Origin of the sequence: Enterococcus faecalis (genome assembly GCF_029024925.1) — a bacterium.
Classification (GTDB): domain Bacteria; phylum Bacillota; class Bacilli; order Lactobacillales; family Enterococcaceae; genus Enterococcus; species Enterococcus faecalis.
Window position 1 is genome coordinate 289,764 of record NZ_CP118962.1, and the last position, 13,419, is coordinate 303,182.

General features: G+C 37.7%; 10 protein-coding genes and 1 other annotated feature. Of the genes, 8 read left to right on the forward strand and 2 right to left on the reverse strand.

Translation table 11 applies throughout. The features are described from left to right. Nucleotides 1-6 precede the first annotated feature (6 nt). The 6 genes from allD (at nucleotide 7) to PYW42_RS01495 (ending at nucleotide 9,826) form a co-directional block, all read left to right on the forward strand. Nucleotides 7-1,068, forward strand: coding sequence for an ureidoglycolate dehydrogenase (gene allD, locus PYW42_RS01470; RefSeq protein WP_002413499.1), 1,062 nt, complete (start codon nucleotides 7-9; stop codon nucleotides 1,066-1,068). Next, nucleotides 1,068-2,489 carry a hypothetical protein gene (locus tag PYW42_RS01475; RefSeq protein WP_002403691.1) on the forward strand — a complete coding sequence of 474 codons (1,422 nt, stop codon included), beginning with the start codon at nucleotides 1,068-1,070 and terminating at the stop codon, nucleotides 2,487-2,489. The genes allD and PYW42_RS01475 overlap by 1 nt, the downstream gene beginning before the upstream one ends. Before the next feature lie 24 nt (nucleotides 2,490-2,513). Then, the gene (locus tag PYW42_RS01480) at nucleotides 2,514-3,737 is read left to right on the forward strand and encodes an amidohydrolase family protein (protein WP_002389547.1); all 1,224 of its coding nucleotides are present in this window, start codon (nucleotides 2,514-2,516) and stop codon (nucleotides 3,735-3,737) included. A 447-nt stretch (nucleotides 3,738-4,184) separates the two neighbouring features. Beyond that, on the forward strand, nucleotides 4,185-6,479 hold the full coding sequence (locus PYW42_RS01485) for a WxL domain-containing protein (protein WP_002411294.1): 2,295 nt from the start codon (nucleotides 4,185-4,187) through the stop codon (nucleotides 6,477-6,479). A 456-nt stretch (nucleotides 6,480-6,935) separates the two neighbouring features. Next, nucleotides 6,936-8,291: a PcsB-like coiled-coil domain-containing protein gene (locus PYW42_RS01490; protein ID WP_010816088.1), complete on the forward strand. Its 1,356-nt coding sequence runs from the start codon at nucleotides 6,936-6,938 to the stop codon at nucleotides 8,289-8,291. Between the two features lie 117 nt (nucleotides 8,292-8,408). After that, nucleotides 8,409-8,638: a binding site (T-box leader), on the forward strand. 60 nt (nucleotides 8,639-8,698) lie between these two features. Further along, nucleotides 8,699-9,826, forward strand: a complete 1,128-nt coding sequence (locus PYW42_RS01495; RefSeq protein WP_002362969.1) for a 5-methyltetrahydropteroyltriglutamate--homocysteine S-methyltransferase — start codon at nucleotides 8,699-8,701, stop codon at nucleotides 9,824-9,826. A 50-nt stretch (nucleotides 9,827-9,876) separates the two neighbouring features. On the opposite strand, the gene PYW42_RS01500 is transcribed toward PYW42_RS01495, so the two are convergent. Next, nucleotides 9,877-11,061 (reverse strand): AI-2E family transporter, encoded by a 1,185-nt coding sequence (locus PYW42_RS01500; protein ID WP_002355262.1) that lies wholly within the window; start codon nucleotides 11,059-11,061, stop codon nucleotides 9,877-9,879. A gap of 15 nt (nucleotides 11,062-11,076) precedes the next feature. Beyond that, complete coding sequence (locus tag PYW42_RS01505; RefSeq protein WP_002381189.1) at nucleotides 11,077-11,592, reverse strand: HdeD family acid-resistance protein; 516 nt, start codon at nucleotides 11,590-11,592, stop codon at nucleotides 11,077-11,079. 192 nt (nucleotides 11,593-11,784) lie between these two features. On the opposite strand from PYW42_RS01505, the gene PYW42_RS01510 reads away from it, so the two are divergent. Next, nucleotides 11,785-12,471: a DUF969 domain-containing protein gene (locus PYW42_RS01510; RefSeq protein ID WP_002355265.1), complete on the forward strand. Its 687-nt coding sequence runs from the start codon at nucleotides 11,785-11,787 to the stop codon at nucleotides 12,469-12,471. Next, a complete protein-coding gene (locus PYW42_RS01515) occupies nucleotides 12,468-13,412 on the forward strand; it encodes a DUF979 domain-containing protein (protein WP_002355267.1) in 945 nt (314 codons plus the stop codon). The genes PYW42_RS01510 and PYW42_RS01515 overlap by 4 nt, the downstream gene beginning before the upstream one ends. Nucleotides 13,413-13,419 lie beyond the last annotated feature (7 nt).

Consider the following 13,419-nt stretch of genomic DNA (forward strand, 5'->3'; position numbering starts at 1 on the left):
AGCGCAATGGAAGAAATGGTTGTCGTTACACCGGAAAAATTAGAAAAGCTGATGAAACAAAAATTAGAAGCTGCTGGTTTACATTCTGAACATGCCGAAGAAGTTGCTCGACATTTAACTTTTGCAGATGCTAGCGGTATTCATTCACACGGGGCGGTTCGTATGGATTATTATGCGGAACGGATTGCAAAAGGCGGGATCACGATTGACCCCGAATTATCATTTGAAAAAACTGGACCGTCCACTGCCATTTTTCATGGCGATAATGGCGTGGGTCAATTTGTTTGTAACGAAGCATTAGCTGCTGCAGTTGATCTAGCCAAAGAATCAGGGTTAGCGTATGTTGGCGTTTCTCAAACGAGTCATAGCGGGACGTTATCGTATTATGTTAAAAAAGCAGCGGAACAAGGCATGGTTGCTCTTTCGATGTGTCAATCTGATCCAATGGTGGTACCGTTTGGTGGTACAAGCAATTATTTTGGGACAAATCCAATCGCTTTTGCAGCACCTAGAGCAGGTCATGAACCAGTCGTGTTTGATATGGCTACGACAGTACAGGCGTGGGGGAAAATTTTAGATGCACGTTCAAGAGATGTTGAAATTCCCGACACATGGGCAGTAGACGAAAAAGGCCAGCCAACGACTGATCCTTATGAAGTACGAGGTTTATTGCCGATTTCAGGACCAAAAGGATATGGACTAATGATGATGGTCGATGTCTTAGCTGGTTCGTTGTTAGGTTTACCTTTTGGCAAACATGTCAGCTCCATGTATGCGGATTTAACGGAGAAACGGAATCTGGGTCAGATGTTTTTAGTCATTGATCCAAGCCGCTTTACAGATTCTGAACGATTTAAAGAAAATATTAATCAAATGGTGGAAGAACTTCATAGTGTGCCTACAGCAGAAGGGTTTCAACAAGTTTACTATCCAGGAGAAATTGGTCAGCTAAACTATCAAAAAGCCATGTCAGAAGGCATTGAAATTCCACAAAGTATTTATGATTATTTAGTTAGTGAGATTGTACATTACGATAAATATGGCGGGCAAGGTGCCTTTGCCAAATAATGAGGAGCGCAGAGAGTATTCGCTACTGCGTTGCTCTCGCCTTCTTTCTATTGGAGGAAAGTAAAATGAAAAAATCGTCAAAAGTAGCACTTATTTTTGCATTCTTAGTTAGTATTTTTGTGCCAGTTGCGGTCTTTGCTGATGAGATTGGGGATGTAGTTGCCCCGACAGGAATCATGGCATTAGTTGTGATTATTCCATTGATTGTTGTTTTGGTTCTATTGTTTATGAAAGTCGATATGATTATCGCTGGTTTAATTGGTGGCGTCTTAGCGATGCTGATTGGTGGCATTGGACTAGAAGAAGCGAATAAACAGATGTTGGAAGCTATCCCAATGATGTTAGGAATTACCGTTCCCATCATTAATTCAGCTGTTGCGATGGCGGTCTTTAAAGCAGGTAGTTATTCAGCTGCATTAACTTTAGCCAAACGAGGCACAAAAGGAAAAGTCGAGTATGTTTCAGCTTTTATTGTTATCTTATTAGCCGCAGCCACATATATGTCAGGAATTGGTGGCGGAAGTGCGATGGTTATTGCGCCATTGGCCTTTGCCGCAGTTGGCGTTGTTCCTGAATTAATTGCAGCAATGTCTTTAGCTGCTGCGGTATCATTTACAACATCACCCGCTTCATTAGAATCAAGTATTGTTTCAAAATTAGGCGATATCAGTGTCGGTTCATATGTTTCAACCATGCGACCTTACTGGTTATTCTTCGTAGCATTAGCGATTGTTCTAGCCTTTTGGGGAACGAAACATAGAAATGTTGGCTTTAAAGAGTCGGCAGATGATGAATTTGATAAAAAGAGCAATGGTGAATTATTTAAAATTACCTTGCCAGCCATTTTCTTATTGTTTGCTGTAATTTTTGGACCAATTGTGAATGATTTAATTGGTTTTGCCTTCTTTACGCCACTTGTATACATGATTTTAACATTAGTTTTAATTTTCTTATGTACAGATTTCTCAATGAACAAATCTGTCGAAGCGATGGTAGATGGGTCTACATATATTTTGACTCGTTTATTCCAAGTAGGGATTTTCTTAGCCTTTATTAATGTTATTGCACAAACAGGAACGTTTGCTGTAATCGCAGGTGTTGCTGAAAATGCACCAGCCTTTATTGTCGTGCCAGTTGCCATTTTAACAGGGATTTTAATTGGGATTCCAGCTGGGGCCTACGTAGGTTCTGTTTTAACTTTAGTGCTACCAGTTGCTGTATCGTTGAACTTCCCGCCGTTAGCATTAGGTTTTGTAGCAATGGGTGTTGGTTTAGGTAGTCAAATGAGTTTCGTTAATATTACTATGCAAGCTTTATCTTCAGGCTTCCAAATTCCAATTTTGGATGTTGTTAAAGGAAACGTGAAATGGTTAAGTATTGCCTCTGTACTATTATTAGTTATCGGTTTAATCTTTGGATAAAAAACAATTTAGGGAGTGGAAAACATGGATTTATTAATTAAACAAGTTCGTCTTCAAGACGGTGAAGCATTACAAGATGTAGCTATTAAAGAAGGAAAAATCATTGAAATCGCCCCAGTTATTACTGGCGATGCCAAAGAAGTCATCGAAGCAGATGGTCGTGTTTTAATCCCAGGTTTTGTAGAAAGCCATTTACATTTGGACAAGGCATTAATCGCTGATCGTAAACCAAATAAATCAGGTACGTTGAAAGAAGCAATTGAAGTAACCGCAGAATTAAAACCAACATTTACCGAAGAAGACATTTACGACCGTGCCAAACGTGCTTTAGAAATGTTAATCGTTCATGGGACCACGGCGTTAAGAACGCATGCAGAATTTGACCCAGCGCAAGGTTTTACTGGCTTCAAAACAATTATGCGTTTGAAAGAAGAATACAAAGAGTTAATTGATATGCAAGTAGTTGCGTTTCCGCAAGAAGGAATTTTTAAAGCCCCTGGAACAGAACAAATGATGTATGAAGCAATGGATATGGGCGCAGACGTTGTCGGCGGTATTCCTTATAATGATGCACCAGCGAAAGAACATATTGATTTAGTGTTTGAAATTGCTAAAAAATATGATAAAGATGTAGATTTACACCAAGATTTTGCCGATGAAGCTGATGATATGAGTATTGAATATTTATGTGAAAAAACCATCGCTGAAGGCTACCAAGGCCGTGTTTCAGTGGGCCACTTAACGGCATTGCATGCCTTACCTGAAGCAGAATTGGCGCCTATTATTGCAAAAATGGCGGAAGCAAATATTAGCGTGATGGCTTTACCAGCAACGGATTTACATTTAGGGGCTCGTGGTGATCAGTACAATGTTCGACGTGCAGTTACGCCAATTCGTAAATTACGCGATGGTGGCGTGAATGTCTGTATTGCTACGAATAATATTCGCAATGCTTTTACACCATATGGCACAGGGGATATTGTTCAAACAGCGATGTTAGCCATTCCTGTTGGGCACCTAGGTGGAGCGGATGACTTAAAAACAGTGCTACCAATGGTAACAACAAGTCCTGCTCGTGCGATGGGACTAGAAGGATACGGTGTCGCAGTTGGGAATAAAGCAGATTTAGTCTTATTAGACACAAAAGTGGTTGAACATGCGATTATTGATATTCCAGAACGGTTATATGTTATTAAAAACGGCCGTGTTACAGTCAAGACAGACAAAAAAGTCGAAATCATTCGTTAAGAAAAAAAACAAAAAGCTCAAAATGTTAGTTGTCAAAACTAACATTTTGAGCTTTTTTTGATAAAGGTAAAGCTAGGAAGGTGAAAATATGATTAATTTATCCTGTTTTAGCTATGATTCTCTATTGAAAAGTTTATTTTCAGTTTATTTTTGGTCGATTTTCCTTGATATATATAGAATCTTCAGGAAATGCTCCTATCTGTTTAAAATTCGGAATTTCAGAAATTATTCTTTTTTGCTAAACTAGTTATAACTGGTTAGTAAAAAGAAGTATTGGACGAATAGCGCTGAAACAAGTGAATGATCCAAAGTATAAAGAAAAATGAAACCGATACCACAAGACAAGACTGTTGCTGAAAATGGTAAGTGATCATTCTGCTAAGTTTAGTGTCTTAATGTTTAGTTAACTAAGAATTGTTGGATTGTTCTTTAGAAAGAAGGGACAATATGAAGCGAAGTAAATGGAAAGAATTGATAGTAACGGGCATCTGCCATATATTAGTATTCCCCATACTAATACAGACAACTGTTTTTGCAGAAACATTACCAAGTACAAAACAAGTAAGAGAAGGAACCAATCATTCATTAACAGCAGAAAAAGCCAAAAGTGAACAACCACAGACAAAGGATAAACTACATGATGAAGAACCACTAGCATTGCCAAAAAGTGAGTTAATCGATAATGAGGCTAATGTTACAAGTCAAACGATTAGAGAAAGAATTGAGACGCCTAACCTAACTTATCGTTATGGATTTATTAATGAAGAGGGGCAGCCAGTAAACGCCAATGAGATCCTTCTACAGTATCATAGTTGGCAAGGCAATTCCCCAAATGGCATAAATGTGTGGGAAGGTGAAAGTCAACCAGTGACAGCATCTACAGTGGCTAATTTAAAAGAAGTGGTAATTCCAAGTGAGAAAGTAGCCGTCTATTCCGACATGTCAACGGTGCTTGCAGCGAGTAATCAAACATTTTTTTTACCAAGATATTATACTTCTTTAAGCTTATACAATAAGAAAGGGGAAATTGATCCCAATTTTCCGCTGCCAACTATTTCCGACGCATCAGGAAACCAATATCCAACAACAATTTCGCAATTTGAATTGGAAAAAATGTCTGCACAACAATATAGTCAGAAAACAGGAGTAACGTTTAACATTAGCGAGAGTCAAAAACTAATCGTTCCTTTGTACAACCAAGTGAAGGTTGATTCATCGAATCAATCTGGGCTATTGAATTACTTTAAATTTTCAGGGCCGGTTTATTATCATGTTACCAATCGCATAGTGACAGAACATTTTGTGGATACTCAAGGGAAACCAATCCCTCCACCACCGGGGTTTAGACAAGGAAAGCAAACACTTATTGAGCGTGACCCTTACGCATTTAAACAGAAAGATCTTTTGCCAAGTAGCTATGAAATTGACTCAAAAACGTATCAATTTCAAGGATGGTATAAAGGGAAAACGAAACCTGAAAATTTAGAAAAAAGCGTAACGCCCAGTTATGATATTACCTATGATGACAATGATGATTTAACTGTTGTCTATAAGGAGATACCTCAAAAAAATTATACATTTGAGGATGTCAATGGTGTTGAAATTGCACCACCATCTGATTTTATTCAGGATCACCAACAACCAATAACTACGGATGGCTTTCGCTATTTAGCTGGAAAAAAACTGCCACAACAATACAGCGTTAACGGTAAAACTTATTTATATCAAGGTTGGTATCAAGATAAAACAAAACAAGAGAGCTTAGAAAAAACGAAGCGCCCCATAAACTCCCCTGTTTTTAATGAAATGAACGCTATTACAGCAGTGTATAAGGAAATAACTGCAAAAGCTGAAATGCAAATAGAAGGACTAGTCAAAGTCATGCCAAGTGGTTATATACAAATTTGGCAGATTATGCTTACAAATGTGGGAGAAGTACCGTTAAAAAAAATAAACTTAAAGCCAGCAAGTGGTTGGTCACCAGGTCTAGCTCGGCCAATCCAAGTCACGATTCGTGTTGGATCTGAACCAAACAAAATTGTTCCTATTACTGATGAAAATTGGCGAGTTGGCATTGCTTTAAATACGGAAGTGCCTATTGGTCAGACAGCAACTATTATGATGACAACAATTGCTACAGGTGAACCAGATCAAGTGTTACAAGCGGCTGTTGAAATGAATGGAAATTTTTCTGCTGTTCACGCAGCTGATACTGTCAGAATCCAACCTAAAAATCAAGAAATTGTGGCACCAGATGAGGAAGGTTTTATCAGCACACCAACTTTTGATTTTGGCAAAGTCGCCATTTCTAGCAACACGCAGCAACATGGTTTAAAGCAGGCAGCAGATTATTATGAAAATGGTCAGGAAAATCCATATTTACGTTTGAAAAAATCACAACCCAATTGGGCACTAACTGCAGAACTATCCCCCTTTGAAGGAAGAGTGGATCAACTATCATCAATGACAAAGTTATTGTTAGGAACAACCAATGTTTCAGGTTTTATTCAGTACAATCAACCAACGGAAACTAAAGTTGCTCTTGGCAAAACAACCGCTATTCAATTAGTTGCCAACGGTGTAGCTAGCCATATTGTTGACAATGGTCAGTTTGACGAAAGTGATGTTTATCAATTTGATTTTTCTTTTGATCAAATCAAATTAGAAATTCCAGCAAATCAAGGTAGAAAAGATCAAACTTATCAAGCAATGGTGACTTGGAATTTAGTGACAGGCCCATAAGTCCATAAAAAATAAGTTGAATAGTTTGATCAAAAACATTGCATAGAAATAATAAAAGGCGGCTCAACGAAGCGGCCTTTTTCTTGATTCATTACCAAAATATAACGAATTTTGTAACAAAAACGTTTAATAAAAAGAAGGAAAAATGATTAATTTTACGAAAAAAAGCATATATCGACAAAAAAGAAGCAAAATTTGAATAAAAAAAGAAAAAATATGAAAAAAAATCGAAGAATTGTTTAACAATTGAAAACACGTGAAAACTAGTCGTGACAAGGTGTAAAAGCCTTACAAAAGGTAAGTTTACCTATTATGGAGAAAGAAGGAGTGATCTGAAATGTTTTTGTAACATTTCTATTGCTTAATTGAAATATGGGTGTGGTAGAATGTTTTTGTCGTAAGAAAAGATTAAGATATTTTAAATAAACTTTAGAAATTAATTCGGAGGAATGACAAGTGAAGAAACGTCTATTTGCATCAGTATTACTATGTTCATTAACGCTATCAGCAATTGCTACCCCAAGCATCGCTTTGGCGGACAATGTTGATAAAAAAATTGAAGAAAAAAATCAAGAAATTTCATCATTAAAAGCAAAACAAGGGGATTTAGCTTCACAAGTATCTTCTTTAGAAGCAGAAGTATCTTCAGTATTTGATGAAAGCATGGCTTTACGTGAACAAAAGCAAACACTAAAAGCAAAATCAGAACAATTACAACAAGAAATTACAAACTTGAATCAACGTATTGAAAAACGTAACGAAGCAATCAAAAATCAAGCACGTGATGTTCAAGTTAATGGACAAAGCACAACAATGCTAGATGCAGTTTTAGATGCGGACTCAGTTGCAGATGCAATCAGCCGTGTTCAAGCTGTTTCAACAATCGTAAGTGCCAACAACGACTTAATGCAACAACAAAAAGAAGACAAACAAGCCGTTGTTGATAAAAAAGCTGAAAACGAGAAAAAAGTGAAACAACTTGAAGCAACAGAAGCTGAATTAGAAACAAAACGTCAAGATTTACTTTCTAAACAATCTGAATTAAACGTAATGAAAGCTTCATTAGCATTAGAACAATCATCAGCTGAAAGTTCTAAAGCTGGCTTAGAAAAACAAAAAGCAGCTGCTGAAGCAGAGCAAGCACGCTTAGCTGCTGAACAAAAAGCTGCAGCTGAAAAAGCCAAACAAGCTGCTGCAAAACCAGCTAAAGCTGAAGTGAAAGCAGAAGCACCAGTTGCCTCTTCATCAACAACAGAAGCACAAGCACCAGCAAGCTCAAGCTCAGCAACTGAATCAAGCACGCAACAAACAACTGAAACAACTACACCAAGTACAGATAATAGTGCAACAGAAAATACTGGCTCTTCTTCATCAGAACAACCAGTACAACCTACAACACCAAGCGATAATGGAAATAATGGTGGCCAAACTGGTGGTGGAACAGTTACACCAACACCAACACCAGAACCAACACCAGCGCCTTCTGCTGATCCAACAATCAATGCATTGAACGTTCTACGTCAATCATTAGGTTTACGTCCAGTAGTATGGGATGCAGGTTTGGCAGCTTCTGCAACTGCTCGTGCAGCACAAGTTGAAGCAGGTGGCATTCCAAATGATCACTGGTCTCGTGGAGATGAAGTTATCGCAATTATGTGGGCGCCAGGTAACTCAGTAATCATGGCGTGGTACAATGAAACAAACATGGTAACAGCTTCAGGTAGCGGTCACCGTGATTGGGAAATTAACCCAGGTATTACGCGTGTCGGTTTTGGTTACTCAGGTAGCACAATCGTAGGACATTCAGCCTAATCAGCAATGATAAAAATAGACGTAAGCAGCTTCTGAAAAGAAGCTGCTTTTTTCATTACTATTTCATCCATCTCCGTTGACAAATTTGCTAAACGTGGTATTCTAATTATAATCTAATAATTTCCGTTGAATAGGAAAGTAAATACAAGACAGCTGGTAGAGAGACTTTGGTTGGTGAAAAAAGTTAGATGTCTGTATCGAAAAATGGCCTAGGAGGAATTTTTGTCGAAACGTAGGCAAAAACGTAATGTCTTTCGTTAACAAGACCGCTGATTATGATTGTCAGTTGAAGGGAAAGAGTCATCTTTCCGAAAAAAGGTGGTACCGCGATAATAATCGCCCTTTTACTAGTTACGGCTAGTAAAAGGGCGTTTTTTTATAAATAAAAATAGGAAAGAGTGAGGCAAATGAGTAGTCAGATTCCTTTTACAGTTGATCATGTGGGAAGTTTTTTACGTCCGGAAACAATTAAGAAAGCACGGAAAAAGGTCCAAGCAGGTGCGTTATCTCAAGCAGAGCTACGTCTTATTGAAGATGAAGAAATCAAAGCATTAGTAGCAAAACAAAAAGCTGGCGGCTTACGGGGAATCACAGATGGTGAATTTCGTCGCGGTTTTTGGCATATTGATTTCTTAGAAGGATTAAATGGTGTGACAGGCTATATCCCAGAAACGGGGTATAACCAAACCTTTCATGGAAAAGCAGCTCCGGCCTATAATATCCGCGTAGTGGATAAAATATCTTTTCCTACGCAACATCCATTTTTAGAGGACTTTTCATTTTTAAAAGAGGTGGTGGAAGTTGGTGATGGCACGGTAGCCAAAGCAACGATCCCTAGTCCGACCATGATTTTACGTCAAGAAATTTTATCTAACGATGGCACCTCGCGCATTCAAACAATTTATCCAGAGATTGGTGCTTTTTATAAGGATTTAGCACAAACATATAAAGACGCAATTGCGGCCTTTTACGAGAGAGGTTGCCGTTATTTGCAATTTGATGATACAAATTGGGCGTTTCTAGCGGATCAGACAAAACAAGAAGAATTACGAGCAAAAGGAATACAGCCAGAAGAAATTGCACAAGTGTGTACCACGATTATTAATGAAGCCTTAGCTGGCAAGCCAGAAGATTTAACTGTAACCACGCACATTTGCCGTGGGAACCATGCTTCGTCTTGGTTATTTTCAGGTGGTTATGAACCGATAGCAAAAGAATTATTTGCTACGAATTATGATGGTTTCTTCTTGGAATATGACTCAGATCGTGCAGGGGACTTTTCACCATTAAGACATTGGCAAAATAATGGCAGCAAAGTCGTTTTAGGTTTAGTTACTTCTAAGTTTCCTGAATTAGAAGAGACTGAACAAGTGAAAGCACGAATTGAAGAAGCTCAACAGTTTATTCCTTTAGAAAACTTAAGTATTAGTCCGCAATGTGGTTTTGCTTCGACAGAAGAAGGAAATCGTTTGACGGAGAAAGAACAATGGCGCAAAGTTCAATTACTTCAAGAAATTGCTAGAGAAGTATGGTAAAAAACTGGGACATAAGTCTAAACGGCTTATGTCCCAGTTTTTTCATTGTATTATTTTAAATATTGATCTTTAGTAAAATTCGTGTGTTCATACTCGCCGTTGTCACCATAAAAGCGGTTATAGCGTTGTTTGAATTTGCGGAATAAATAAATGACTGTCACTTTAACTAGGCAATACATTGGAATCCCAAAAATAACGCCCATTAAACCAAACAGTTCACCCATAACTAACAAGACAAGTAAAATAGTAATCGGATGGACTTTTAATTTATCGCCCATCACACGAGGAATAACAAAATCACCATGAATCAATTGGATGGCAAACCAGACGATAACAAATTTAACTACCATAAATGTGGAATCCTGAAAGGCAATAATCAATCCAGGAATAAAGGCAATAAATGGCCCGATATAAGGAATAATACATAAAATACCCGCAGCTAAAGCTAAAATGCTACCAAATTGTAAACCAATTAATAGAAAAGCTGGCCAATACATAATCCCTAAAACCAACGAAGCAATGACTTGACCTTTTAGATAATCGCCAATTTGAATGTTGGCAATTTGGCTATATTCATCAAAATCAGGACGAAAAGCTGGGGGAATGATGCCTTTTACAAAGCGATAAAACTTTTCTTTGTCTTTTAAAAGGAAAAAGGCGATGATAGGTCCTGTAAACAAGGTTAGGAAAGTAGAAGAGACTGCAGAAAAGACGCTTCCCAGACCTTGTGCGCCTGTTTGTAGGTAATCCCCTGCAAAGTCTTTAAAGGAGTTTGCAAGTTTGCCCCAGAGCTGATTAATCGACTCATTAGCAGATTCTAAATCTTTTGCAAAAGGTGTTTTAGCCATAAATTCTTGTACTGTTTGGAGCGTGCTTTTCCAAAAACTTGGGAATTGTTTGATTAATTCTTCCGTTTGGTCTTGGATAATTGGGAAAAGTTGCAGTCCAGCTAACACTAGTAATGCAATAATTAAGACATAGAGAATCGCAATAGCCCAAACACGGGGAATTTTTTTCTCAAGGCGTTTCACCATTGGATTAAGCAAATAAAATAGAATAATACCAAAAAGTACCGGGCCTAAGACGGCACTAAAAATAACAAAAATTGGTTTAAAGATAAATGAAACAGTGTTGAATAAAAAGATAGTTACAGCAATTAGACAAAGGATAGTTAATGTGTAAAGTAAATTTTTCCCACCTAAAAAGCGGATCCACTTGGTACTTTCTTTATCCATAAGTTGCTCCTTTCGTTAAGCTTTATTTCTAAAATGACCAATAATTTCAATGACACCCATGAAAATCAGGATAAATCCAAAGACTTGCATCAAAACTAAGAGACTTTTGAAGGGGTTGAAAACTAAAACAGCTCCAGCGATTAAAACCAGAATACTGTAGATAAGCGCGCCTGTTTGACGAGTATTTAAAGCAAAAGTCAATTGAACGAGGCCGTTTATAACGATACTAATCCCTAATAAAAACGGCAGAATCGAAACAATCACCGGTGCAAAAAATAAAAAGGCTACTGCTAAGACGACAAAGATTAAACCTGTTACGAAACCAAGTCCCCAGCTACCCGTTTGTTTTTTTATTTTGTAGTCATCATAAATATTAATTAACCCTAAAAGCATCAAATAACCAGCAATTAAATAACCGACGAACTGGAAGAAAGCACCGGGATTAAAGACAATGGCACTTCCGATAACGATAAAGACGGCGTCGCGCAATAGGGTATGGCGCCGAAAATTTTCTCTAAAAGTTTGGAACATAAAAATCCTCCTCAATGTTATTGTTTCTTTTATTCTAGCGGAAAAAAGAAAAAAGTGCGAGTGGTAGCTCTAAAAAGTGTTGGAAACTGTGTCTTTAGAAAAAATAACATTAAAAATTAAAAAAGTCTTACAAATGAGCGAAAATTGGCATATAATGGAAAGTGAAATTTTATTTTAAGAAGGAGAGATTTGATGGATTTATTACCTTTATTAGGCGTATTGATCGTCATTGTCGGCTTCGCATTGAAATTTGATGCTATCTTGATTGTGATGGTTGCTTTAATAGTGACGGCTTTTACTGGCGGGCTTGGTTTGACATCAATGCTAGAAACACTAGGAACAACCTTTGTGAATAATCGAGGAATGGCTATCTTTATTATTATTATGTTAGCAACAGGAACTTTAGAAAGAAATGGCTTGAAAGAGTCAGCAGCTACGTTGATTAAACGATTCAAAAAGGTATCTGCTGGTGTGATTATTGACATTTATGGTGTCTTTCGGATTATCTTCGCCGCTTTTAACGTAAGTTTCGGTGGGGTAGCAGGTTTTGTGCGTCCGATTATTTTGCCAATGGCGTTAGGAACAATTGAATCAAAAAATTTACCAATGGTGCCAGAGTATGAAGAAGAACTAAAAGGGATGGCTTCAGCCATGGAAAATATCTGTTGGTTCTTTGGTCAAGTTTTGTTTGTTGGTGGGGCTGGGGCATTGCTTGTTCAATCAACATTGAAAGATTTAGGCTATGAAGTGACATTAGGTAAACTGGCTTTAGTGGAAGTACCAGTCGCCTTAGTTGCCTTAATTTCGGCAAGTATTTACTTTACTTTAAAAGAAAAAAGATTACGTAAAAAATATTATGGACAGGAGGGACTGAAATGAGTTTTTTCACAGATCCAAGTATTGATTTGAGTGCAAAGTTATTGGAAGTCCTTTACATTTTTATGGGGATTATCTTGTTATATACAAGTTTTCGTAGTTTTCGTGATAAAACCAATCAACATGCGTATGGGACTAGTTTATTCTGGGGAATTTTAGGAATCTTAATCGGTTTTGGTCGGTTTATTCCACCAGTTGCCTGTGGCGTACTTATTTTTGTGATGACAATTCCGGCAATTCTTCAAAAAGTGACAAAAGGAGAAAGTCGCTTACCTTCGAAAGAATACATGGAAAAAATGTCTCAAAAATTAGGAATGAAGATTTTTATTCCCGCACTAAGTATCGGGGTTTTTGCAATTCTTTTTGCCACATTGACTACTTTAGGAGCTTTAGTCGGTGTCGGTGTTGGTGTCTTTGTAGCGATTTTCATCATGATGTTCTTTTCTAAAAATAATACGCCGAAAGTATTTTTTGATGATGCGGCGGAAATGTTAGAAACAGTCGGTCCTCTTAGTACGTTGCCAATGCTATTAGCTTGTTTAGGTGCTGTTTTTACTAGCGCTGGTGTTGGTGAGATTATTTCAAAAGGGGTTAGTGCCGTAGTACCAGCAGGAAATGTCAATGTAGGGATTATTATTTATGCTGTGGGAATGGTTATTTTTACGGCTATCATGGGCAATGCCTTTGCAGCAATAACCGTGATGACAGTCGGAATTGGTGTGCCGTTTGTCTTTTCTTTAGGTGCAGATCCCGCATTAGTTGGGATGGTTGCCTTAACATGTGGTTTTTGTGGTACACTGTTAACACCGATGGCTGCGAACTTTAATATCGTACCTGTAGCCATGTTGGAAATGAAAGATAAGTACGGCGTCATTAAAAATCAATTGCCGATTGCACTTTTCATGTTAATTTTCCAAATTGTTTATATGATTCTATTCAAATAAGAAAGGA